This is a genomic window from Streptomyces thermoalcalitolerans, assembly GCF_039525155.1.
Lineage (GTDB): Bacteria > Actinomycetota > Actinomycetes > Streptomycetales > Streptomycetaceae > Streptomyces > Streptomyces thermovulgaris.
In genome coordinates this window covers 181,285-203,950 of record NZ_BAAAHG010000003.1, presented here as the reverse complement: position 1 = coordinate 203,950, position 22,666 = coordinate 181,285, and the positions used below count along the sequence as shown (strand labels likewise).

The window sequence follows — 22,666 nt, the reverse complement described above, 5'->3', positions numbered from 1 at the left end:
TCGGCTACGCTTCCGGGCATGCTGTCCGTGGGCCTGACCGGGGGCATCGGAGCCGGTAAGAGCGAGGTGTCGCGGCTGCTCGTGGAGTGCGGGGCCGTGCTGATCGACGCCGACCGCATCGCGCGCGAGGTGGTCGCTCCGGGCACGCCCGGACTCGAGGCGGTGGTGGAGGCCTTCGGCCAGGACATCCTGGCCGAGGACGGCAGCCTGGACCGTCCCCGGCTGGGCTCGATCGTCTTCGCCGACCCCGAAAAGCGCGCGGTCCTGAACGCGATCGTGCACCCCCTGGTGGGCGCCCGCTCCCGTGAACTGCAGGAGGCCGCGCCCGAGGACGCGGTGGTGGTCCACGACGTCCCGCTCCTGACGGAGAACGGCCTGGCACCCCAGTACGACGTGGTCGTCGTGGTCGACGCGAGCCCGCAGACCCAGCTCGACCGCCTCGTACGCCTGCGCGGCATGACCGAGGAGGACGCACGCGCGCGCATGGCCGCGCAGGCGACGCGGGAGGAGCGCCTGAAGATCGCGGACATCGTGATCGACAACGATGTGCCGCTGGAGCGGCTGAAGCAGCGGGTGAGGGAGGTCTGGGCGGACCTGAGGCGCAGGGAACGGGCGCTCCGGCAGAAGCCGCAGGAACCGCGGGAGCCGCAGGAACCGCGGAAGCCGCGGGAAGCGCGGAAGCAGCAGGGGCAAGAGGAATAGGGAAGCCGGCGCGGCGCGTTGAACGATCCCGGCGAGGGAAGGAAGCAGCCGTGCCCGAACGTACTCCTGAGACGCATGTCGTCCACTACCGTGCCGCCGAGCAGCTGCTGGCCGCACAGGATCCGCGCGGCGCGGTGAAGCTGCTCGACGGGGTGATAGCCGCGCACCCGGAGAACACGGCGGCCCGGCTGCTGCGCGCCCGCGCCTTCTTCGCCGCCGCACAGCTGCGGTCGGCCGAGCTGGAGTTCACGATCGTGCTGGAGCGCGAGCCGGACAACGCCTACGCGCACTTCGCGCTCGCCCGCACCTATGAACGGCAGAGCCGTTCCGACCTGGCCAGGCGCCACTTCCGGCTGGCGGCGGCCCTGGATCCGAACCCGGAGTACCTGGAGCGGGCCCGCTTCGACACCTGAGACCGGACCTGACAGCGGCAGGCGTCTACTCCGGCGGCCAGTACGGCGGTATGTCCCGCCCCGGTTGATAGTGCGGCCCCTGCCGCATGTGCCGCACGATCATCGCCAGATCAATGGCGATCACCAGCCACAGCACCCCACAGGCCACCGCCCACCCGAGGAGCCCCGTCAGCGCGAACACCACCGCGCCGACGGCCGTCCAGACCAGCCCCCACACACTCAGCCAGAACCGCGCCCGCAGAGCACTGCGCGCGGTAGTGGGCTCACTGCCCGTACGCATGGTCGGTCACCGCTCCTCCTCGCACCGTACTCCCCTCGGAAGAGCTTCATCAAAGGCGAGTCCGCACCTTACGAACAGGTGAACCACCCCGGGAGGGAACGGCCGGTGCGGAAGGCAGGGCCGAGGGGAGCGGTACCCGACGGAGAACGGAACACGCGTGAGGGCGATGAGTTCCGCGGCGTGAAGCAGTCCACCTCTGTGCAAGCACAACGACCCGACCTGCTTCCCAGAGGAGTCCCTCATGTCCGTCACCACCGGGACAGTGTCCGCCCGCGGCCGCCGTGCCGCCCGGATCGCGCTGCGCACCGTACAGACGGTGCTCGCGCTGTTCTACGCGTTCGCCAGTGCGCTGCCCAAGCTCATCGCGCATCCGTCGGCGGTCGAGTCGTTCGACGGGATCGGATGGGGGAGTGCCGGAATGTACGCCATCGGCCTGCTGGAGCTGGCCGGGGCCGTGGGACTGCTGATCCCGGTGCTGCAGTCGGTGGCGGCGGCGGGACTGGGCGCGCTGATGGCGGGGGCGTTCGTCGTGCAGCTCACCGTCTTCGACGGGCAGTACGCGGCGACCCCGCTCGTCCTGATCGTGCCGCTCGCGGTGATCGCATGGGCACGGCGGGAGCACAACGTGACGCTCCTGCGGCTGCTGCGGCGGCAGGGGTGAGACGGCAGGCGTGGGACGGCGGACGTCACCGCCCCCGGGGACGGCCGCCCAGGCCCCGCAGGCGCTCCAGCTCGCGCCGGTCGCGCTTGGTGGGACGGCCGGCGCCGCGATCGCGGACGCCGACGGGGGCGACGGCCTCGCGGGGCGGAGGCGGCGGGGAGTTGTCGATGTAGCACTGGGCGGCGACGGGGGCGCCCACGCGCTTGCGGATCAGCCGTTTGACGACGACGATCCGCTCGCGGCCCGCGTGCAGCAGCCGTACCTCGTCCCCCACGCGCACGGAGTACGACGGCTTCACCCGCTCCCCGTTCACCCGGACATGCCCGCCCCGGCAGGCGGTCGCGCCGATGGAGCGGGTCTTGACCAGACGGACGGCCCAGATCCAGCTGTCGATCCGTACGTTCTCACCGGCGGCCGGGCCGGCCGCCTCGGCGGCGGCGATGGCGGCGGCGGTCTTCGGGTCCACGTCCTGGTCGTTCTGAGCAGCCATGCGTCCGACCTTAGCCGCATCACCCACCGGCTCCGGAAAACCACCGTGGACTCCGGAAAACTACCGTGGACCCATGGACCACCCTCGCACGCTCGCCGACCTCGACGAGCGGATCACCGGTTGCCGGGCCTGCCCGCGGCTGGTCGCCTGGCGGGAGGAGGTGGCCCGCACCAAGCGGGCCGCGTTCGCCGACTGGACCTACTGGGGCCGCCCGGTACCGGGCTTCGGTCCCCCGGACGCCCGTCTGCTGATCGTCGGCCTGGCCCCGGCGGCCCACGGCGGCAACCGCACCGGCCGCATGTTCACGGGGGACCGCTCCGGAGACGTCCTCTACCAGGCCCTGTACGACGTGGGCCTGGCCTCCCAGCCCACCGCGGTCTTTGCCGACGACGGTCTGCGCCTGTACGGGGTGCGCGTCACGGCCCCCGTCCACTGCGCCCCGCCCGGCAACAAGCCCACACCCGCCGAACGCGACAGCTGCCGTCCCTGGCTCGTCCAGGAACTGACCCTTCTGCGCCCCACCCTCCGCGCGGTCGTCGTCCTGGGCGCCTTCGGCTGGCAGGCGGCCCTCTCGGCCTTCGCTAAGGCCGGCTGGCGGGTTCCCCGCCCCCGCCCGCCCTTCGCCCACGCCACCCGGGTCCCCCTCGACGGCATCACCCTCTTCGGCTGCTACCACGTCAGCCAGCGCAACACCTTCACCGGCAGACTCACCCCCGACATGCTGCGCGCCGTCCTGCGCACGGCGGCGCGGACAGCCGGCCTGCCCCGGGAACAGAGGGAAGAGCAGAGCGGAGGACCCTGCGAAGGGCTGCGCGGAAAATAGGGATGACAGGACCGCCGCACCCCGCCTACGGTGCCCCGATGGGCCTCTACCCGGAGATCGAACCGTACGACCACGGCATGCTCGACGTCGGTGACGGCAACCGCGTCTACTGGGAGACCTGCGGCAACCCGCGGGGCAAACCGGCGGTGATGCTGCACGGCGGACCGGGCTCCGGCTGCACCCCCGGATACCGGCGCTACTGCGACCCCGACGCGTACCGGATCGTGCTGCTCGACCAGCGCGGCTGCGGACGCTCCACGCCGCACGCGAGCGCGTACGACACCGACATGAGCGTGAACACCACCGCGCACCTGATCGCCGACCTGGAGCTGCTGCGCCGCCACCTCGGCATCGAGCGATGGCTCGTGTGGGGCGCCTCCTGGGGCTCGGTGCTGGCGCTGCGCTACGCCCAGACGCACCCCTCCGCGGTCTCCGAACTGGTCCTCACCGCCGTCGCCACCGGCTCGAACCCCGAGGTGGCCCTGCTGACCCACGGCCTGGGAAGGATCTTCCCGGAGGCGTTCGAACGCTTCCTGGCCGAGCTGCCCGAGCAGGACCGCGACGGCAACCTCGCCGCCGCCTTCAACCGGCTGCTCGAGTCCCCCGACCCGGCCGTCCGGGAACGGGCGGCGCGCGCCTGGACCGACTGGGAGACGGCGATCATCCCCGCCCCGCCCCGCTCCGTCGCGCGCTACGAGGACCCCGTCTTCCGCATGGCCTTCGCCCGCACGGTCACCCACTACTTCGGCAACGACCACTTCCTCGGCGAGGGAAACGACGAGGGCGTGATCCTCCGCGACGCCCCTCTGCTCAAGGGCATCCCCGGCACCCTCGTCCAAGGCAGCCTCGACTTCGGCAACCTCCTCGGCACCGTCTGGCGCCTCCACCACGCCTGGCCGGACAGCGAACTGGTCATCGTCGACCAGGCCGGCCACGACGCGGGCGCCCCGGCCATGGCGGACGCGCTGGTGAAGGCGACGGACAAGTACGCCCGGCACTGAGCGTTCACCGCCGACGCCCCGCACCCGAGCGGCAGGGAGAACCCGGCTCCTGCCCCGTGCCGCTCTCGGGGTGAGCGGCCGGACGCCGAAGCACCGTCCAGTCATCGGCCCGGGTGCCGTCGCCGAGGGGGTGGTGCGGAGCCGGACGCGAAGACGTACCGGGCAGGACCGGGTCCACCGCGAGCGGGGGTGGCGGGCGTGGGCGGGCATCGAAGTCACAGTGCCGTCCACGATCGGAACAGTGCCCTGCGAAGGCGTCGGCGCGCCTTGAGCGCGAGCAGCGCGGGCCGGGCGGCGGGACCGGCGGCCCGACGCGGCACGGGACGGCGTTCTCAGGGCTTGCGCGCTTCCTCGTCCTCCTCCGGCACGGCGGCCGTCGCGGTGATCTCCACCAACTGCCCGGGGTACCCGAGGCAGGCGACCCCGATCAGCGTCGACGCGTGCGGCCCCGTACTGAGCCCGGAGGCCTCCACCACCTTCCACACGGCGCCGAGCACGGCGGGATCGGTGGTGACGACGTAGACGTCGGTGGACAGCACATGGGCGAAGTCGCTTCCGACCGCCCGCAGTTGCTCCGCCAGGTTGGCGATCGCCTGCTCGGCCTGCCGCACCGGATCCCCTGCCCCGATCAGTTCACCGTGGGCATCCAGCGGTACGGATCCGGCGAGGAACGCCAGTCTCGTCCCCGCCTCGACGACCGAGGCGTGGGAGTAGGCGGGCGGCGGGAAGAGAGCGGGGGCGGTGACACGACGGATCACGGTGAGCTCCTGGAGTCGCTGGGACGGACACGGGGACTTTCCGATCATGGACCGGAAAAAGAGTGGTGTCACAGGAATGCCTGACGTAGGGATGACCTCATGACGGACGACTCCTCGTTCCTGCGGGACACCGCCGACCGCCTGGCCGCCCTCCCCGGAGTCCGCGCCGTGGCCCTCGGCGGGTCCCGGGCCCGGGGAACCCACCGGCCCGACAGCGACTGGGACCTCGCCCTCTACTACCGCGGCCGTTTCGACCCGGCCGGCCTGCGCGCCGTCGGCTGGGAAGGGGAGGTCTCCGAGATCGGGGCCTGGGGCGGGGGCGTGTTCAACGGCGGGGCCTGGCTGAGGATCGACGGGCGGCGGGTCGACGTGCACTACCGGGACCTGGACGTCGGGGTGCGGTCACCCAGGTCGCCGGCGCGATCGCCCTCGCCGCGACCCAGGCCGCCCACGCGGTGCTCGCCGCCCGGGGCGAGTGGACCACCAACGACAAGGGCCTGATCGCCCGTGCGGGTCTGCGCGAGGCCGACGGCATCGTGGCCGGACTGGAGCCCGGGCCCGAGTCGCTGATCGCCGCCCTCGACGGCACCGAGGCCCTGATCCGGCGGGCCGTGCGGCCTCCCGCCGACGGATCCGGCGGCCCTGCGGACTGAGCCTGCCGGAACGGGCCGGACACCCGGAAGCCCCTCGAACCGGATGCCGCTCGGATGCCCCTCGACTGGACGGCCCCCGCCCGCTGAAGATCGTCGTCTTGGCCTTGTCCAGGGCCCAACGTCCCTTCCGACCAGGGACGTTGGGCATTTGTCCTTAATGCCATACTGATCGGCGGTTTCAGCGGGCGGATCAGCTTTCCTCACCGCGTGTCCGTCCATTGTCCTTTGCACGTTTTTCAGGAGCGCACTCATGCCTCGACCCCACCACCAGCTCCCGGGCAGTGCCCCCACCCCTGTCGGCACGAGATGAGAAGGAGCTGCTGAACATGAGCGCGGGAGACGGGACGTACCACGCACTTCTCGCCCGGCACGACGCGATGCGACTGCGCCGGCAGCTGCTCTCCCCCGGAGGCGGCCCGGACGCGGGCCGCGGCAGCGGCTTCGGGAACCCGGCCGGGCAGCCCTACGACGGGGCCGCCGACCAGCGGATCATCATGCGTCACCTCGACCTGGTGACCCCGTTCGAGGAGCTGATCGCCCACCTCTACCAGGCGCTGTTCACCCGGCACCCCTCGCTGCGGTCGCTCTTCCCCGCCACGATGGAGTTCCAGCAGGCCCATCTGGCGCGGGCGTTCTGGTATCTGCTGGAGAACCTGGACAAGCCCGAGCAGATCGTCGCGACCTTCAACCAGCTGGGCCGCGACCACCGCAAACTCGGTGTGCTCCCCGCGCAGTACTCCGCGTTCGAAACCGCACTGTGCGAGGCGCTGCGCATCCGCGCCGGTGAGGGCTGGACCGAGGAACTCGAGCAGGCGTGGGTGCGGATGCTGCGGTTCGGCATCACGGCCATGGTGCAGGGAGCGGATGCCGCGCTGAGTGAACCCCCGTGCTGGCAGGCCACGGTGACCGAGCATCAGGTGATCGGTCCGGACCTCGCGGTGATGCGCGTCCGGCCGCACGAGCCCTTCCCGTACCGGGCCGGGCAGTACGCCGCGCTGGAGTCCGCGCGGCTGCCGCACACCTGGCGCTCGTACTACCTGGCCGGTGTGCCCGGCCGGGAGGGGGAGCTGGAGATCCATGTCCGGTGCACCGGCCCCGGCGGGGTGAGCGAGGCTCTGGTGCGTCACACCGCGGTCGGGGACCGGATACAGCTCGGGCCCGCCAAGGGGAACCTGGGGCTCGACGAGAAACCGGTGGACGAACTGCTGCTGGTGGCCTGGGACACCGGCTGGGCCGCGATGAAGGCGCTGCTGCAGGAGCTGGACGGCCGTGCGCGGACGGCGCCCGGGATGCCCCGGGTACGGCTCTTCCTGGGGGCCGACGTGCTGTCCGACCTGTACGACACCGAGTACCTGGCCGGGCTCGAACGGCGCCGCCCGTGGCTGACCGTGATCCCGGTGACGGGCACGGCGCAGGAGGAGGACGTGTACGGCGAGCTGGCCCGCGCGGTGGCCCGGAGCGGCCCCTCGGCGGCCGGCCGCGCCCTGCTCGCCGGGCCGCCGGCGATGGTCCAGGCGGTGACGGCCGCTCTCACCCACGCCGGGATGCCCGCCGAACGCATCCTCCACGACCTGCTGCCGCCCGGCCCGCGCGACCTGCCGCGGTCCGCGGAGGGCTTCGGCCCGGCCGGAGCCCCGGCGTTCCCGGGGCAGCCGATCCCGGTCTGACCGGCCGGGGAGGCCCCTCGTCCACGGCGTGTGATCCCAGCCGGCCCGGGGAGCGTCCCGGCCCGGACCGCCCCGGCCCGGACCGCCCCGGCTCGGGCCGGCTGGGACCTCCCGGTCCGGCGGTGATCGGCGTCGGCCGGTCCGGGGCCAGGGCCTCGGCCGCCTCGGCCGCGGGAGCCGCGTGTTCCCGTCTCCGTCCCGAAGGTGACGCTTCCTTTGGAACGGAGCAGTGCACGGCCGCGCGGGTCCCTTCGGCGGCGGAGGTACGGCTGATCGCCCTGCCGTTTCCCCCGCCGCCCCCGGTGACGAGCACGACCCGCTGTGCGAGCCCGGTTGCCGGTCACCTCTGAGGAATCCGGGCGCACGGGGCGTACGCAAGCCGGTTCATCCGGAGCACTGAGGGACCCGGCGCACGTCCTCGGCCCCCACGCGCCTGGTGTACTCCGCCAGCCCCTCCGTGGTGTCCCCGGCCCAGCCCACGTAGCCGTCCGGGCGGATCAGGAACACCCCCGCGCCGTACCACTGCGGCGCGTCCGTGCCCAGCGTCAGCAGGGTCCAGTGCGGCCCCCGGAAGGCGTCGAACAGCCGCACTCCCGCCACCGTCCCGTCCGGTGCGCGGTCGCCCGCCCGCAGCGGGCCCGGGGTGGTGCGGGTCTCCTGCGTGAGGGAGGAGGTCCGGTAGTGGAGGTCGAGCTGCCGGGTCGCCTCACCGCGGCGGGTCTCGCCGCGGTGAACGCTCGTCGTCAGGGCGAGCATGCCGGCGGCGATCGGCCGCCGCTCCTCCTCGTAGGTGTCGAGAAGCGAGGCGGGTGCGTCGCCCCGCAGTACCGCGCCCAGTTTCCAGCCCAGGTTGTAGGCGTCCTGAACGCTGGTGTTGAGGCCCTGGCCGCCGGCCGGTGAGTGGAGGTGCGCCGCGTCCCCGACGAGGAAGACCCGGCCCTCGCGGAAGCGGTCCGCCAGGGCGGTCCGCGGCTGGAACTCCGAGGCCCAGCGCACGTCGGTCACATTCTCGGGGGAGAGGTGCGAGCGGGCGGCGACGAGCTTGCGTATGCCGTCCGGGGAGACATCCACCGCGGTGCCCTCCGGGACCTGCGCCATGAGCTGGAAGTCCTCCGTGCCCGCGAGGGGGCACAGCGCCAGGAGACCGTCGGGACCGTCGCTCTTCCCGTGCGGCGGGAAGAAGTGCCAGTTGTCGCGGTCCAGGCCGGTGACGCGGACGTCCGCCACCAGCATGGGGTTCGGGTCGACCGTCTCGCCGGTCATGCCGATGCCGAGCGCCCGGCGCACCGTCGAGCGGCCTCCGTCGGCGGCGACCACGTACCTGGCCCGCAGGTCGGCGCCGGAGGCGAAGCGCACGGTCACCCCGTCCTCGTCCTGTGCGAGGCCGACCACCTCGCGGCGGAAGGCGATCCGCCCGTCCAGCTCGCGCAGCCGCGCCAGCAGGATCTCCAGCGTGCGCCACTGCGGCACCATCCACGGTTCGTTGTAGGGCGCGTCCTCGGTCGGCCGCACCGGGTCGAACAGCCGGTGCTCGCCCATGCGCCGTCCGTCCTGCCAGATCATCCCGACCGGGTAGGTTCCGCCGGCCGCGCGGATCGCGTCCAGGACCCCGAGGTCGTCGAAGACCTCCAGGGTGCGCGGCTGGAATCCCTTGCCGCGCGAGCCGGGGAACAGCCCGTCGCCCCGTTCGACGACGAGCGCGTCCACCCCGCGCCGGGCGAGGTCGATACCGAGGGTCAGCCCGCTGGGGCCGGCGCCCACGACCAGGACGTCCACTGTGTCCACCTGTGCGGTCATGCGTCCACGCTCCTTAACGGCGTTAAGTTCCGCTGGGCACGACGATGCACTTAACGGCGTTAAGCTGTCAAGCGTGAGTACGAAACGCCGTGTGCCCCTCGACCGCAAGCGGGTGGCGGACGCCGCCCTGAACCTCCTGAACGAGGTGGGCCTGGAAGGACTGACGCTCAGCGCCATCGGCCGCGAGCTGGGTGTCAAGGCGCCCGCCCTGTACTGGCACTTCAAGGACAAGCAGGCGCTGCTCGACGAGATGGCCACGGAGATGTTCCGCCGGATGATCGCCGGGACGTCTCCCGATCCCGCGGACACCTGGCGGGAGCGGCTGCGCAAGAGCAACCACGCCCTGCGTACGACGCTGCGCGGCTACCGCGACGGCGCGAAGGTCTTCAGCGGTTCACGCTTCACGAGCCTCGTGCACGCCGAGCAGATGGAGGACAATCTGCGCCTCTTCACGGCCGCCGGCTTCACCCTCGCCCAGGCGGTCCGCGCGATCACGACGACGTATGTGTACACGCTCGGCTTCGTCACCGAGGAACAGGGCACCGAGCCGCTGCCCGGTCAGCGGCGTGAGGGCTTCGACATCGAGGAACGCGCCCGGGCGATGGAGGACTTCCCGCTGGCCGCCGCCGCGGGCGCCGAGATCTTCGCCGACTACGACCGGCACTTCGCGGAGGGACTGGAGCTCGTGATCGACGGCATCGCGGCACGGTACAAGGTCGACTGAGGCTCCTCGCCCCGGGGCCGCCGGCCCGTGAACTGCGGCTCGTGCGGGCCGTCGGTGCCCGAGTCGGCCTCGACGCCTCCCTGCGAGGGCCCGCGGGGGCGGCGGATGCGCGGCTCACTCATGATCCGCGCTCGCGGGCCGGGGCGGGCATGGGCACGAGAGCGTGGGGCGGGGCAGGGGAGGAGGAACGGCGCGCACCCCGTGGTACGGAGGCGGGGGAGGCGAAGGTGAAGGAACACGGAGAGTGCACGCAGTGCGGCGGACCGTGCCGGAAGCGGCGGAATGTGTGAGGTGGGACGCACTGTGGCGGTGAACTCGTGTCGGGTTGATCTCAGTACCGTCACCTGACGGGACGTTCGCCTCGTACCTGGCGTTTAAATCGTCGACTGCAGCATGACATGGGAGGTGCCAGGTGAAGGGGCGGACGGTGCTTCGACGCTTTCCCGCGGGCGGTCCGCGCGGATCGTGGCCGGCGGAGGAGTTCGCCCAGGCCCGGCGTCAGGAGGGTCTCCCCGCCGAGGTGGTCATGGACCTCGCGACGGACATGTTCCTGGTGATCGTCAGAGACGACGAGAAGGCGGCCGACGCGACGACATGACGCCCGGGCCCTCGGATGCGGGCTCCGTTCTTCCCGCGGGCCGGTGTCCCGGACCAGGAGCACGGTCCTTCCGCGGCGGACCGGTGGGAGACGCCCTTGAGCAGCCGGCGCTCCGGTCCGGGCGGCCGTGCCCGGGTGCGGCGTCCAGCCGGGCCGTGCGTCAGGCCGGGAAGGGACGGGACCAGGTCGGCGTCGCTCCCATGACCCGGCACAGGGCCAGGTAGAGAGGGATCGGCGGCGTATAGGGGATCGTGCCCTGGGGACGGTGGACCAGGGTGAGGGCGGGGGACGGAGCGGCGGGGAGGACCGCGCCCGTGGAGTAGTGGGCGGGGAGCGGCCAGCACAGGGCGTAGTCGGAGTCCGCGGGGACGATCCACCACCAGTACGTGGGATCGGCGTAGACACAGCCCACACGGGGGAGCCGGGGCAGAAGCCGGGGACCGAGGTGGGCGGGGACCGCCACCGCGTCACAGCCCAAGGGGGTCGTCATGCCCTCCGGAACGGTCAGGCGCCGGGGGGCGTCGGGAGCGCGCGCGGTGCGGCTCAGCCGGACGAGCGTGTCCAGGCTGAGGACGCGGCCGGAGCCCAGGGCGTCGGTGTCGGTCACGGCCATACGGCTTCCACTCCCCGGTGCGCCGGCGGGTCGTCCTCGTCGTCCGCGCGGGCCCCGTCGTCCTCGCCGTCCGTGTCGTCCGCGTCGCGGGACGGGCCCGGCCTGGAGCGGCCCCCCCAGCCGAGGTCGCCGCGCACCTCCTGGGCGTCCTCCCGGGTCCGGGACGTGTCCTCCGCGGGAGCGGACCCGCAGGGAACCTCCGCCCACACCACCAGGCCGGAGTCGTACTCCTGCACCCCCCAGGCCCGGCACAGCGCGTCGACGAGGAGCAGTCCCCGCCCGTGCTCCTCCTCCGGCAGCTTGGGCGACGGGTGCGGCTCGCCCGGCGCGCACCCCTCGTCACGTACGGCTATGCGCACCAGGTCCCTGCCGTCCTGCAGCTCGCACACGATCTGGTTGCTGGCGGTGTGCACGACGGCGTTGGTGACCAGCTCGGAGATCACCAGGGCCGCTGTCTCACAGGTGTCCTCGCACACGGACCAGCCGGTCAGCCGGGCTCTGGTCAAGCGCCTGGCCTGGGCGGGAGAACCGGGATGCGCGGCCAGTTCGAAACGGAACCGACGGAGGGCAGCGGCCTCACCGAGGCCCGCTCCCATGGGGACGCCGAGGCCCTGGGGGCTCGCGGACGTGGCTGTTCCTAAGGGCGGGGACGGAATCACGCTTGTCACTATCTCCCCGCCGTGAACACTTGGCAAGTGGCACTCTGAAAATTGCAGAGTGCTGTATGACGCAGTGACAGGTCATGGCACACTGCACGCAACAGTGCGTCGAACGACGCAAGTTGGGAACGCCTTGGGGTCACCCGGAAGCAGCCCGGGATCGCAAGGGGCCGTGCGCGGCCCTTGGAACGGAGCGCCGGCACGGCTCCACAAGGCCGTCCCCGAGTCGTGGAGGTGGAGTGTGAGCGAGCCGCGGTCCGCGCCGACCGTCGGACAGGTCGTGCTCGGCCGGCGCTTGATGGACCTGCGGGAACGCGCGGGACTCAAGCGCGAGGAGGCCGCGCGCATCCTGCGCGTCGCCCCCGCGACCGTACGCCGCATGGAGATGGCCGAGGTCGCCCTCAAGATCCCGTATGTGCACATGCTGCTGAAGGCGTACGGCGTCCCCGACGACGAGGCCGAGGCCTTTGTGCAGCTCGCCGAGGAGGCCAACCGTCCCGGCTGGTGGCAGCGCTTCCACGACATCCTGCCGAGCTGGTTCTCGATGTACGTCAGCCTGGAGGGTGCGGCCACGCTCATCCGGTCCTACGAGCCGCACTTCGTGCCCGGCCTGCTGCAGACCGAGGACTATGCGCGCGGAGTGCTCAAGTCCGGGGCCATCGGCCAGACCAGCCCCGAGGACATCGAGCGTCATGTCGCGCTGCGCATGCGACGCCAGGAGCTGCTCACCCGTCCCGACGCGCCCAGGTTCTGGGCGGTGATGGACGAGACCGCGCTGCGCCGTCCGGTCGGCGGCCCCGAGGTGATGCGGGCGCAGATCGACAAGCTGCTCGAGGCCATGGAGCTGCCCAATGTGACGCTCCAGGTCGCCCAGTTCTCCTCGGGGCCGCACCCGGGCACGTACGGGCCCTTCGTGCTGTTCCGATTTGCCATGCCCGAACTGCCGGACATGGTCTACAGCGAGTACCTGACCGGTGCCGTCTACCTGGACGCGCGCCCGGAGGTGGCGACCCATCTCGAGGTCATGGACCGCATGGCGGCGCAGGCCGCCACAGTACATCGCACGAAGAAGATCCTCCGCGATCTTCGCAAGGAGCTCTGAATGAAACGCATCTACAACGGCATGCCCGCCCGGGAGTTGGGAACCGAGGGCTGGCACAAACCGTGGAGCGGCGGCAACGGCGGCAACTGCCTGGAGGCGATGAAGCTGGCCGACGGCCGGATCGCGGTCCGTCAGTCGACCGACCCGGACGGGCCGGCGCTCATCTACACCGCGGACGAGATGACGGCATTCATCGAGGGCGCGAAGGCGGGGGTGGCGGACTTCCTGCTCACCTGACTGTCCTGAGTATTGCTTGACTCTCAACTTCCTTTTTTCAGTGCAGACTTGTTCATGATTGCCTTCTCCCTCGGATGCTTAAGGGGTGCCGTATGACCGCACATGAGGACGAGACCGAGACCGGCCCCGGGACCGGTGACGGGCTCGTGATCGACACAAGCAAGCCGCACCCCGCGCGGATGTACGACTGGTACCTCGGCGGCAAGGACAACTACCCCGTCGACGAGGAGATGGGCCGGCAGATGGTCGCCCTCGAACCGAGGGTGCCGGTGATGGCCAAGGTCAACCGCGCGTTCATGCACCGGGCCACACGGTGGCTGACCGAACAGGGCGTACGGCAGTTCCTGGACATCGGCACCGGCATCCCGACCGAGCCGAACCTCCACCAGGTCGCCCAGGCGATCGCGCCCGAGACACGCGTCGTCTACTGCGACAACGACCCCATCGTGCTGGCCCACGCGGCAGCCCTGCTGCGCAGCACGCCCGAGGGGGTCACGGAGTACCTCCAGGCCGATGTGCGCGACCCGGAGACGATCATCGAGGGTGCCCGCAAGGTCCTGGACTTCACCAGGCCCGTGGCCCTCTCCCTGATCGCCCTGTTCCACTTCATCCCCGACGAGGACGACGCCCACGGGCTGGTCGCCCGTCTCCTCGACGCGCTCCCGTCCGGCAGCTACCTGGTGATGACCCACGCCACCGCCGACTTCACTCCCGAGGAGTCGGAGAAGGCGACGGCGAAGCTGAAGAGCGCGGGGGTCACCCTGGCCCTGCGCTCCCGCGAGGAGTTCACCCGCTTCTTCGACGGACTGGAGCTGGTGGAGCCGGGCATCGCGGTCGTCCACAAGTGGCGCCCGGAGCTCGGCGAGCCGGTTCCGGGCCAGGACGACGGAGTGATCCCGGGATACGGGGCGGTGGGCCGGAAGCCGTAGGAACGGCGGACGGAAGGAACCCGCGGAAGGAACACGACGGGCACCCGGTGGGCCGCTTCGGGCCTGCCGGGTGCCCGGTTCCGCGAGGGGATCGGGTCACCGGTCACCGGTCGTGCCGCCCGCGGGGACGCCGGCTTGAGGGGGGCGCCGGCACCGCTCATTACTCCTTATCCGGCGAACTCCCGGACGGGCACGCCCCTGACCCCCGGGGTGCAGGCGAACAGCGCGCCCGCCTCCGGCTCGGTGCCGGGAGCGAGATGCTCACGCGAGGTCGTGAGGAACAGCCGGCCGAGTCCTGGACCGCCGAAGGCGCACGCCGTCACCTTGGTGACCGGGAGCTCCACGATCTCGTCGAGGGCGCCGTCCGGCGTGTACCGGTGCACCGCGCCGCCGCCGTACAGGGCGACCCACACACCGCCCTCCGCGTCGACCGTCAACCCGTCCGGGCTGCCCGAGGTGACGGCGAACGGGCGCCGTCCGCGCAGCCCGCCCTCACGGTCGTAGTCGAACACGTCGATGCGGCCGGTCACCGTGTCGACGTAGTACGCGCGGTTCCCGTCGGGGCTCCAGTCGAGGCCGTTGGAGACCGTCACGCCGTCGAGGACGACCGTCGTCGAGCCGTCGGGGTCCAGACGGTGGACGGCCCCGGCCTTCCGCCGGAGGTCGTAGGCCATGGAGCCGCAGTAGAACCGGCCGTCGGGGTCGCATCCTCCCTCGTTCATCCGGACGTGCTCGTCGCTCCACAGGGGATCCAGGAAGGTCACCTTGCCGTCCGCGTCCTCGAGGGCGAAGCCGCGTGCGACACCGAGCACGGCCCCGCCCCGCCGCCGGGGACGGACCGCGGCGACCACGGTGTCGATGTGCCGCCGTACCACGGTTCCGTCCGGGGCGAACGACAGCACGTCCCCCGCCAGCATGTCCAGCCACCGAAGACCGCCCCACGCATCGGACCAGACCGGCCCCTCACCGTGGTATGCGACCGGCTCGGTGACCTGTTCGACCTTCACCGCCGTCACCCTCTTCCCGGCACGCCCTCCGGCACGGGCATCGCTCCGGGGCACGCGGATCCGCTGCTCCTTCGATGTTCTCCAACACCCCGGCCCCACGCATCTTCGCCGAGCGCCGTCGGAGCCGGCCCGCCGTGTCGGGCAGGCTGTGCGGAAGATGCCGGTGGACGGGCCGGGTCAGCGTTTGACGCGGTTGCGGATCGCCAGGACCGCCAGGCCGAGAAGGACGGGCTCGGTCACGCGGGACGCCATCTCGATGTAGGCGCCGGCGGTGGTCAGGTCCTGTCCGCTGGAGCGGAACACCACCGAGTTGAGCGTGACGTTCAACGCCTTCTCGAAGCGCTCGCCGGTGAACCTGTCCCCGGTGGGGTTCTGCGGGTCCTTCTTGTCGATCTCGAAGGTGACCTTGCCCCCGCCGGGCGGCACGGTGCCGGTCGCCTCCTGCTTCGGGTCGTCCTGTGGGATCCCGAAACCCATCAGCAGCACGATGGTCAGGAGCATGGCGGCGGCGAGCCAGCCCAGGGTCCGGGAGGCGCGCAGGCCATAGCCGGACAGCATCCAGTAGGCGTGCAGCAGTCCGCGTTCGGCACGAGGGGTGTTGATGCGGTCGTGGCGGCGCATCTCCATCTCGCCGTAGTAGAAGTCGGCCGCCCCCGGCTCGTTCTTGCCGTCCTCGAACGCCTTGCGCAGCGCCCGGTACACCGGCGCCAACTGCGCCGGCCCGACGTGTTCGGCGCCGGATACCTCGACGTTCCAGCCCGGGACCGCTGCTGGCCGGCGCGCCCGCCAGCAGCGTTCCTCGGCCAGGGTGCGACGCAGCGTGAACCGCACCGGACGCCAGCGCACCCAGTGCGTGCCAAGAAGAACCGTGCCGAAGGAGCAAGCACCCTCCAGTTGCACCTGATCCAGATGCACCGTGCCGGTGAACAGGCACTGCGACAGGTCGACATCCGCGATGACCAGATGAGCCGCGTCCACCCCGCGCAACGAGGCCAGCCGCACCCCGATGCTGGGCGCACCAGCCAGAGCGTGTTCCTCCATTGTTTGCCCGTTGGGGAGAAGGAAAGGCTTGGGCTCTGCGGCAATGGTGAGGGGGTACTCGAAGACCGCCTGGGAGAAGTCCACCGTGGCATGGCGCAGACGCAGCTCAGCCGTTGATGACCAGCGGGTCCGCCGGCACTCCAGGCGGCGTGCGGCGAGCAAGAGGGTCACCGGGCCGCCGAACACCGCCTCGGACAGCACCATCCGCCCGGCACACACCAACGGCCCGAGACTGGTCAACCGCTCGAACACCGCCCTTACGAACCAGGCGTCGCCCTGGAAGGTGGCTGAGTCGAACCCGGCGGTGTCCTGGAAGGTGGCTGAGTTGAACCAGGCGGTGTCCTGGAAAGTGACCGAGTCGAACCGGGCGACGCCAAAACGGGGGTTTCCAGTGGCAGGGTTGCGCAGGGCGGTGAGTAACTGGTTCAGCAGACCTTCGGCGAAAGGGGTGCCCCGGTGATCGATGTCGGCGCCAGGGGACAGGGTGGCCAGGTAGGCGTCGTGGTCGGCCTCGGCCAGGTGGGCCAGGCAGGCGGTGTGGCCGGGAACGTGGATGCCGCGGCAGCCGACCGGATCGTCCGCGGTGGCACCGTAACCGCAGTGCGGCCAGTTCGGCGGAGTCGGGGACGGTTCGGAGCTCGGGTGTGACACACCCGAAGGACGATCGAGCGCGGCCGGATGGTTGCCGGTCTTGTCCCTGAAGCCGCCGCACTGAATGTGTATGGGCGCATACGGAAAGGAACCGGGCACCGCCCACCCGGGCGACCGGTACAACGGGACCGGTCACTAAACCCTCATGGGGCGGTCGTCCGGGCTGATCGGGGACGGGAGACGGGAGGGGGCGCCGGTCAGGTAATGGTCCACGGCGGCCGCCACCGCGCGGCCCTCGGCGATGGCCCAGACGATGAGGGACTGGCCGCGGGCCGCGTCACCGGCGGCGAAGACACCGGGGACATTGGTCGCGAAGGCACGGTCGCGGGCGATGGTGCCGCGGGGGGTGAGTTCCAGGCCCAGCTGGGCGATCAGGCCGTCCTCCTGGGAGGGGCCGGAGAAGCCCAGTGCGAGCAGGACGAGGTCGGCGGGCAGGGTGCGCTCGGTGCCCGGCAGGGGGCGGCGCTGCGCGTCGACCTCCATCAGATGCACCTCGCGCACCCGCCCCTCGGCGTCACCGGTGAAGCGGAACGTCGACGCCGCGAACAGCCGTGCGTCGGCATCCGCGGCGGGTGCCGTGCGCAGGGCGTCCGCCTCCTCGTGGGCGGCCGACAGCCGGTAGATCTTCGGATACGTCGGCCACGGCTCGGTGTCGTCGTCGCGTTCCGTGCCCGGCTGGGGGTAGATGTCCAGCTGGGTCACGGACGCGGCGCCCTGCCGTATCACCGTGCCCAGACAGTCGGCCCCGGTGTCCCCGCCGCCGATGATGACGACATGCCGGCCCGCGGCGGACAGGGGGGAGTCCTCGAAGTCCCCCTCGCACACCCGGTTGGCCGCCGGGAGATACTCCATCGCCTGGTGGATTCCGGACAACTCCCTTCCGGGCACCGGAAGTTCGCGCCACGCCGTGGCACCTGTGGCGATCACCAAGGCGTCGTGGCGCGCCCGCAGCTCGGCCGCCCCCGCGTCCCGCCCGACCACCACGGACGTGCGGAACTTCGTCCCCTCGGCCCGCATCTGCTCCAGCCGCCGCTCCAGATGGTGCTTCTCCATCTTGAACTCGGGGATGCCGTACCGCATGAGCCCGCCGAGCCGGTCGTCCTTCTCGTACACCACGACCGTGTGACCGGCCCGGGTCAGCTGCTGCGCCGCGGCCAGCCCTGTCGGCCCCGAGCCGATCACCGCGACGGACCGCCCGGACAGCCGGTCGGGCGGTTGCGGCGGGAGAAACCCCTCCTCCCACGCCCGGTCGGCGATCGCGCACTCCACGTTCTTGATGGTGACGGCCGGCTGGTTGATCGCCAGCACGCACCCCGCCTCGCACGGTGCCGGACACAACCGCCCCGTGAACTCGGGGAAGTTGTTGGTCGCGTGCAGCCGGTCGCTCGCCGCGCGCCAGTCCCCCAGGGACACCAGGTCGTTCCAGTCGGGGATCAGGTTGCCCAGCGGACAGGCCTGGTGGCAGAACGGCACCCCGCAGTTCATGCACCGGTTCGCCTGCTTGCCGATGATCGGCAGCAATCCGCCCGGCGCATACACCTCGTGCCAGTCCCGCACCCGCTCCTCGACCGGCCGGCGCGGCCACTCCTGCCGAGGCGTGGTCATGAAACCTTTGGGATCGGCCATGGCCGTCCCCCTTGCCTGGGCACCACCTCTTTCCGGCCACGATACGACGGCGACGGGTCGCACGCAGTACCCGCGCGGAGCCCCACGGGACACGGCCTGCCGCGTCATGGACGGCATCATGGACGGTGTGCGCCTTCACGCGATCACCTGGGAACGGCTCGCCGACCGCCTCGCCGAGCGTCTGCTCGAGCTGAAGCCCGGCGACGGCAGTCCCTGGCCCCGCGTCGCCTTCGACGGCGCCCCCGCCGCCCGCCCCGGTGACCTCGCCGGACGTGTCGCCGGGGCGCTGCGCCCGCTCGGCCGGCCCTCACTGGTCGTCGGCGCCGAGGGGTTCCTGCGCCCGGCCTCCGTCCGTCTGGAGCACGGCCACCGGGACGTGGACTCCTACTACGACGGCTGGCTCGACACCGGCGCCCTGTGGCGCGAGGTCTTCGGCCCCCTGGAACCCGGCGGCGACGGCCGCGTCCTGCCCGATCTGTGGGACCCGGTCACCGACCGTGCCACCCGCAGCCCCTACGTCCGGCTGCCGCCCGGTGCCCTGCTCCTGCTGCACGGCCCTCTTCTGCTGCGCCACTGGTTCCCCTTCGACCTGACCGTCCACATCCTCCTCTCCCCGGCTGCCCTGCGCCGCCGTACCCCTGAGGAGGAGCACTGGACCCTGCCCGCCTTCGCACGCTACGAGGCCGAGACCGACCCGGCCGGCACCGCCGACGTCCTGGTACGCGCGGACGACCCGCGCCGTCCGGCCTGGAGCGGCTGAGAGGACGGCCGCCGCCGGAAGCCAGGACACGCGGCCGGGCGGATGGGGCCCGGCCGGGCGGAACGGGGCCCCGCCGACGGCTCCCGCCGTCACCTTCGCACCCACGCCTCCGCGATCCGTGCCGCCACCCGCGCATTCCCCCGCACCGCCGCCACATTGGCGCGCAGCGCCGCACCCCCGGTGCGGTCGACCAGGTACTCGAGCAGGAACGGGGTGACCGCCTGCCCGGTCACCCCCTTCTCCGCGCACGCCCGCAGCGCCTCGGCGAGCACACGCGCGTGCACCTCGGGGTCCAGCTGTTCCGCCTCCGGCACGGGATGGGCGACGATCAGCGCCGACTCCGGTCCCCGCAGCACGTCCTGCGCGCGCATCACCGCGGCCACCTCCTCCGGTGTGCGCAGCGTCCAGTCCACCGGATGACCCGAGTCGGACAGATAGAACCCGGGAAACCGGTCCGTGCCGTACCCCGCCACCGCGACCCCCAGCGTCTCCAGCCGCTGCAAGGTCGCGGGTACGTCCAGGATCGACTTCACCCCGGCGCACACCACCGTGATCCGTGTCCGCGCCAGCAGCCGCAGGTCGGCGGACTCGTCCTGGGTCGCCGTCCACTCCCGGTGCACTCCGCCGAGCCCGCCCGTGGCGAACACCCGGATCCCCGCCGTCGCGGCCAGCTGTGCCGTCGCCGACACCGTCGTCGCCCCGCTGGCCCCCACCGCCATGGCGAGCGGCAGATCGCGGTGGCCCAGCTTGCGGATTCCCTCCGCGCTCGCGATCCGCTCCAGCCGCTCCCGGTCCAGGCCGATGTGCGGGCGCCCGTCCAGCACGGCGATCGTCGCCGGCACGGCACCCTCCTGCCGCACCACCTCCTCCAGCTCCAGTGCCACCTGGAGGTTGCGCGGGCGGGGCAGCCCGTGCGCGATGATCGTGGACTCCAGGGCCACCACGGGGCGGCGCGCGGCCAGCGCCTCGCGCACCTCTTCGGACACCACCAGCACGTGCCTGCCTCCTGCCCGTCGTTCTTGCGTCGCTCCCCTCATCCCTGGCGGGCTCCACTCCCGGCCAAACCCTTTTGCGGTCCGTACCGCGTGACACTAGCCTGGAGATCATGGACATGACGAACAGTGGGCCGCGTCTCGACCACGTCGTCCTGTGGGTGCGGGACCCGGTCGCCGCCGCCGGTTTCTACGAGAAGACAGTCGGCCTGGAGCCGCTGCGGCTCGACGAGTTCGCCGCGGGCAAGGTCTCCTTCCCCTCCGTCCGCCTCAACGAGGAGACGATCCTCGACCTCGCCCCGTACGACATGGCGCGCGGCATGAACAGCATGCTTCCCGGCGCCGCCGACAGCGCGGGCCACCCGGTGAACCACATCTGTGTGTCCCTGTCCGCCGCCGCCTTCGACGCCCTGCGCACCCGCCTCCAGGAGCACGGCGTCCCCGTGACCGACTTCTCCCACGGCGCCTACGGGGCACGCGGCAACGCCAAGCGCAGCTTCTACTTCCACGACCCCGACGGAAACGTCTTCGAGGCCCGGCACTACGACTAGGACACGTATCGGATCATGATCCGGGGCACGGGCAGTGGGCGGTCCGGGTGAGGCCCTCGCCCCGGATCACGGAGGCCCGCGGGTGGAGGCCGGCGCGGCAGCTCCCTGGGATCCCGCCGCAGCGGGCGGCGACGCCCCGCGATGCCCCGAGTTTGCCGATCGCACGCCCGACGGTGTTCCTCCCGCCCCTGACGGGGATGTGCGTGAGCGGGGCATGGCCCGCCGCGGACGGGCTCACCGCTGGACCTCCGCGTCGGTGCGGGCGAGGCGTTCGAGCTCGGCGCGCTCGGGGGCGCCCTCCCAGTCGCCGCGGACCGCACAGGCGGCGGCTCCGCAGATCGCCGCCGTGCGCAGGCTCTGCGGTACGGGGGTGCCGGTGATGCGCTCGGCGAGGTATCCGGCCACGAAGGCGTCGCCGGCCCCGACCGGATCGACAACGGTGGTCGGTATCGCCGCCGTCTCGTGCGCGGTGCCGTCCGCGAGGACGTAGGCGCCGTGCGGGCCGCGTTTGATGACCACTTCGGCGGGCCCGAGGGCGGCCAGGTGGGCGGCCAGGGCGACATGGTCGCCACGGGCGCCCAGCAGGGCCGCCTCGTCCTCCCCGGCGAAGAGCACGTCGGCCTGCCGGGCGAGTGCGGCGAGGCAGGAACGTGCCTCGTGGCGGGACCACAGCGTGGCACGGTAGTTGACGTCGAGTGAGACGGGCACGCCGTTCCCACGGGCGAGCCCGACCGCGTACTCGACGGCCTCGCGCGCCGACGCCGACAGGGCCGGGGTGATGCCGGTGACGTGCAGCACCGCCGCGTCGAGGACGAGGGACTCGGGCACGTCCTCGGGCGACAGACGCGACCCGGCGCTGCCGTGCCGGTAGTAGAGGACGCGCCGGTCGACGGGGGTCCTGCGGATCTTCAGCATCAGGCCGGTGGGGGCCTGGGCGTCCACGCGGACGGCACTGGTGTCGACGCCTTCCGCCCGCAGGCTCGCCAGGACGAGCCTGCCGATCTCGTCGTCGCCCACGCGGCCGATCCACGCGGCCGGGACTCCCAGCCGCGCCGCCCCTATGGCGACGTTGGACTCGGCCCCGCCGGTTCCCAGTTCCAGAACGCGCTGGTGGCGCAGGGGACCCTCGCCGGTCGTGGTGAGGAGTCCCATCGTCTCGCCCAGCGTGACCAGTGGGCGCGGTGGGCGGTTGCTCATATGTGTCTGCCTTCGTGCGGACGGCCGGGCAGGCCGGGGAGTGCGGGGTGCTCCGGCTCGGCGCAGGAGCGGACGAGTGCCTCGGCCCGCCTGGTGATCTCGTCGAGAGGGGTGTCGGCGTCGCCGACGAGCGGGGTGCCGAGTCCGACGGCGAAGGCACCGGCCCGCAGATAGCCGGCGGCCGTGGCGACAGTGATGCCGCCGGTCGGCATCAGCCGCAGCCGCGGCAGCGGGGCCCGTATCTGCCGCAGGTAGTCCGGGCCGAAGGCGGCGGCCGGGAAGACCTTGACGGCCGCCGCGCCCTCCTGCACGGCCGCGAGCATCTCCGAAGGGGTCAGGGTGCCCATCACCACGGGGACCTCGTGCGGGGCGCAGCGGTCGACGACGCCCTCGACCCGGGCGGGGGTGACGACGAACGCGGCGCCCGCCGCGCAGGCGTCCGCCGCCTGGCCGGATGAGGTGACGCTGCCGACGCCCACGACGAGGCCCTGTTCCCGCAGGGCGGCGACGCTCTCCAGGGCGCCCCGGGACGTCATCGTCACCTCGACGCAGGTGACACCGCCGGCCGCCAGGGCGCGCGCGGTGGCCGGGAAGCGGCCGGCGTCGGGGGCGCGCAGGACGGCCACGACACGATGCCGGGCCAGCTCGTCCAGGATCTCGTTCATGGCAGCACCTTTCCTTCACGTCCTTCACGGGGTGCATGGATCGCCCGCACGGCGGCGGCCGGGGAGGCG

25 protein-coding genes and 1 pseudogene are annotated in these 22,666 nt (G+C 72.1%); 14 read left to right on the top strand and 12 right to left on the bottom strand.

Features of this window, described 5'->3' with window-relative positions; translation table 11 throughout:
- The first annotated feature begins 18 nt into the window (after nt 1-18).
- Both coaE and ABD224_RS03695 read left to right on the top strand, forming a co-directional pair.
- Nucleotides 19-702, top strand: coding sequence for a dephospho-CoA kinase (gene coaE / locus ABD224_RS03700; RefSeq protein WP_344046679.1), 684 nt, complete (start codon nt 19-21; stop codon nt 700-702).
- A gap of 50 nt (nt 703-752) precedes the next feature.
- Nucleotides 753-1,115, top strand: a complete 363-nt coding sequence (locus ABD224_RS03695) for a tetratricopeptide repeat protein (RefSeq protein WP_344046677.1) — start codon at nt 753-755, stop codon at nt 1,113-1,115.
- Between the two features lie 25 nt (nt 1,116-1,140).
- Here ABD224_RS03695 and ABD224_RS03690 read toward each other — a convergent pair whose 3' ends face one another.
- Nucleotides 1,141-1,395: a DUF6343 family protein gene (locus ABD224_RS03690; RefSeq protein ID WP_344046675.1), complete on the bottom strand. Its 255-nt coding sequence runs from the start codon at nt 1,393-1,395 to the stop codon at nt 1,141-1,143.
- 241 nt (nt 1,396-1,636) lie between these two features.
- Here ABD224_RS03690 and ABD224_RS03685 point away from each other — a divergent pair, with 241 nt between their 5' ends.
- The gene (locus ABD224_RS03685; RefSeq protein ID WP_344046673.1) at nt 1,637-2,056 is read left to right on the top strand and encodes a DoxX family protein; all 420 of its coding nucleotides are present in this window, start codon (nt 1,637-1,639) and stop codon (nt 2,054-2,056) included.
- A gap of 25 nt (nt 2,057-2,081) precedes the next feature.
- Here ABD224_RS03685 and ABD224_RS03680 read toward each other — a convergent pair whose 3' ends face one another.
- Entirely contained in the window at nt 2,082-2,546 is a 465-nt protein-coding gene (locus ABD224_RS03680; protein ID WP_344046671.1) for an RNA-binding S4 domain-containing protein, read from the bottom strand.
- A 73-nt stretch (nt 2,547-2,619) separates the two neighbouring features.
- Between ABD224_RS03680 and ABD224_RS03675 the strand changes: the two genes are divergently transcribed.
- Complete coding sequence (locus ABD224_RS03675; protein ID WP_344046669.1) at nt 2,620-3,369, top strand: uracil-DNA glycosylase; 750 nt, start codon at nt 2,620-2,622, stop codon at nt 3,367-3,369.
- Between the two features lie 38 nt (nt 3,370-3,407).
- Nucleotides 3,408-4,370, top strand: a complete 963-nt coding sequence (gene pip, locus ABD224_RS03670; protein WP_344046667.1) for a prolyl aminopeptidase — start codon at nt 3,408-3,410, stop codon at nt 4,368-4,370.
- Nucleotides 4,371-4,702: 332 nt separating this feature from the next.
- Here the strand turns inward: pip and ABD224_RS03665 are convergent, their stop codons facing one another.
- On the bottom strand, nt 4,703-5,128 hold the full coding sequence (locus ABD224_RS03665; protein WP_344046665.1) for a RidA family protein: 426 nt from the start codon (nt 5,126-5,128) through the stop codon (nt 4,703-4,705).
- Between the two features lie 99 nt (nt 5,129-5,227).
- Here ABD224_RS03665 and ABD224_RS03660 point away from each other — a divergent pair.
- Together ABD224_RS03660 and ABD224_RS03655 are read left to right on the top strand one after the other, a co-directional pair.
- Nucleotides 5,228-5,781, top strand: a pseudogene (locus ABD224_RS03660) (nucleotidyltransferase family protein).
- A gap of 326 nt (nt 5,782-6,107) precedes the next feature.
- Nucleotides 6,108-7,448 (top strand): globin domain-containing protein, encoded by a 1,341-nt coding sequence (locus tag ABD224_RS03655; RefSeq protein ID WP_344046663.1) that lies wholly within the window; start codon nt 6,108-6,110, stop codon nt 7,446-7,448.
- A gap of 384 nt (nt 7,449-7,832) precedes the next feature.
- Here the strand turns inward: ABD224_RS03655 and ABD224_RS03650 are convergent, their stop codons facing one another.
- Nucleotides 7,833-9,245 carry an FAD-dependent oxidoreductase gene (locus ABD224_RS03650; protein ID WP_344046661.1) on the bottom strand — a complete coding sequence of 471 codons (1,413 nt, stop codon included), beginning with the start codon at nt 9,243-9,245 and terminating at the stop codon, nt 7,833-7,835.
- 73 nt (nt 9,246-9,318) lie between these two features.
- On the opposite strand from ABD224_RS03650, the gene ABD224_RS03645 reads away from it, so the two are divergent.
- Together ABD224_RS03645 and ABD224_RS03640 are read left to right on the top strand one after the other, a co-directional pair.
- The gene (locus ABD224_RS03645) at nt 9,319-9,969 is read left to right on the top strand and encodes a TetR/AcrR family transcriptional regulator (protein ID WP_344046659.1); all 651 of its coding nucleotides are present in this window, start codon (nt 9,319-9,321) and stop codon (nt 9,967-9,969) included.
- A gap of 412 nt (nt 9,970-10,381) precedes the next feature.
- Complete coding sequence (locus ABD224_RS03640) at nt 10,382-10,567, top strand: hypothetical protein (RefSeq protein ID WP_344046657.1); 186 nt, start codon at nt 10,382-10,384, stop codon at nt 10,565-10,567.
- A gap of 160 nt (nt 10,568-10,727) precedes the next feature.
- Here the strand turns inward: ABD224_RS03640 and ABD224_RS03635 are convergent, their stop codons facing one another.
- The gene (locus ABD224_RS03635; protein ID WP_344046655.1) at nt 10,728-11,180 is read right to left on the bottom strand and encodes a hypothetical protein; all 453 of its coding nucleotides are present in this window, start codon (nt 11,178-11,180) and stop codon (nt 10,728-10,730) included.
- On the bottom strand, nt 11,171-11,776 hold the full coding sequence (locus tag ABD224_RS03630) for an ATP-binding protein (protein WP_425580908.1): 606 nt from the start codon (nt 11,774-11,776) through the stop codon (nt 11,171-11,173). Before ABD224_RS03630 ends, ABD224_RS03635 begins: the two co-directional genes overlap by 10 nt.
- A gap of 304 nt (nt 11,777-12,080) precedes the next feature.
- Between ABD224_RS03630 and ABD224_RS03625 the strand changes: the two genes are divergently transcribed.
- The 3 genes from ABD224_RS03625 to ABD224_RS03615 all read left to right on the top strand — a co-directional run bounded on the left by ABD224_RS03625 (nt 12,081) and on the right by ABD224_RS03615 (nt 14,107).
- Entirely contained in the window at nt 12,081-12,941 is an 861-nt protein-coding gene (locus ABD224_RS03625) for a helix-turn-helix domain-containing protein (protein WP_344046651.1), read from the top strand.
- A complete protein-coding gene (locus ABD224_RS03620) occupies nt 12,942-13,178 on the top strand; it encodes a DUF397 domain-containing protein (protein WP_067390338.1) in 237 nt (78 codons plus the stop codon).
- Between the two features lie 92 nt (nt 13,179-13,270).
- Nucleotides 13,271-14,107, top strand: a complete 837-nt coding sequence (locus ABD224_RS03615; protein ID WP_344046647.1) for an SAM-dependent methyltransferase — start codon at nt 13,271-13,273, stop codon at nt 14,105-14,107.
- Between the two features lie 167 nt (nt 14,108-14,274).
- Here ABD224_RS03615 and ABD224_RS03610 read toward each other — a convergent pair whose 3' ends face one another.
- From ABD224_RS03610 to ABD224_RS03600, 3 genes are all read right to left on the bottom strand, one after another.
- Nucleotides 14,275-15,114 carry an SMP-30/gluconolactonase/LRE family protein gene (locus ABD224_RS03610; protein WP_344046645.1) on the bottom strand — a complete coding sequence of 280 codons (840 nt, stop codon included), beginning with the start codon at nt 15,112-15,114 and terminating at the stop codon, nt 14,275-14,277.
- Nucleotides 15,115-15,291: 177 nt separating this feature from the next.
- Nucleotides 15,292-16,806 carry a pentapeptide repeat-containing protein gene (locus ABD224_RS03605; protein ID WP_344046642.1) on the bottom strand — a complete coding sequence of 505 codons (1,515 nt, stop codon included), beginning with the start codon at nt 16,804-16,806 and terminating at the stop codon, nt 15,292-15,294.
- A 135-nt stretch (nt 16,807-16,941) separates the two neighbouring features.
- Nucleotides 16,942-18,432: a glutamate synthase subunit beta gene (locus ABD224_RS03600; RefSeq protein WP_344046640.1), complete on the bottom strand. Its 1,491-nt coding sequence runs from the start codon at nt 18,430-18,432 to the stop codon at nt 16,942-16,944.
- 127 nt (nt 18,433-18,559) lie between these two features.
- On the opposite strand from ABD224_RS03600, the gene ABD224_RS03595 reads away from it, so the two are divergent.
- A complete protein-coding gene (locus ABD224_RS03595; protein WP_344046739.1) occupies nt 18,560-19,192 on the top strand; it encodes a nucleoside/nucleotide kinase family protein in 633 nt (210 codons plus the stop codon).
- 89 nt (nt 19,193-19,281) lie between these two features.
- On the opposite strand, the gene ABD224_RS03590 is transcribed toward ABD224_RS03595, so the two are convergent.
- Nucleotides 19,282-20,187 carry a pseudouridine-5'-phosphate glycosidase gene (locus tag ABD224_RS03590; protein ID WP_344046638.1) on the bottom strand — a complete coding sequence of 302 codons (906 nt, stop codon included), beginning with the start codon at nt 20,185-20,187 and terminating at the stop codon, nt 19,282-19,284.
- 116 nt (nt 20,188-20,303) lie between these two features.
- On the opposite strand from ABD224_RS03590, the gene ABD224_RS03585 reads away from it, so the two are divergent.
- Nucleotides 20,304-20,735 (top strand): VOC family protein, encoded by a 432-nt coding sequence (locus ABD224_RS03585; RefSeq protein ID WP_344046737.1) that lies wholly within the window; start codon nt 20,304-20,306, stop codon nt 20,733-20,735.
- A gap of 234 nt (nt 20,736-20,969) precedes the next feature.
- Here the strand turns inward: ABD224_RS03585 and ABD224_RS03580 are convergent, their stop codons facing one another.
- Both ABD224_RS03580 and ABD224_RS03575 read right to left on the bottom strand, forming a co-directional pair.
- Nucleotides 20,970-21,932 carry a sugar kinase gene (locus ABD224_RS03580; protein ID WP_344046636.1) on the bottom strand — a complete coding sequence of 321 codons (963 nt, stop codon included), beginning with the start codon at nt 21,930-21,932 and terminating at the stop codon, nt 20,970-20,972.
- The gene (locus tag ABD224_RS03575) at nt 21,929-22,597 is read right to left on the bottom strand and encodes a bifunctional 4-hydroxy-2-oxoglutarate aldolase/2-dehydro-3-deoxy-phosphogluconate aldolase (RefSeq protein WP_344046634.1); all 669 of its coding nucleotides are present in this window, start codon (nt 22,595-22,597) and stop codon (nt 21,929-21,931) included. Before ABD224_RS03575 ends, ABD224_RS03580 begins: the two co-directional genes overlap by 4 nt.
- Nucleotides 22,598-22,666: the final 69 nt, after the last annotated feature.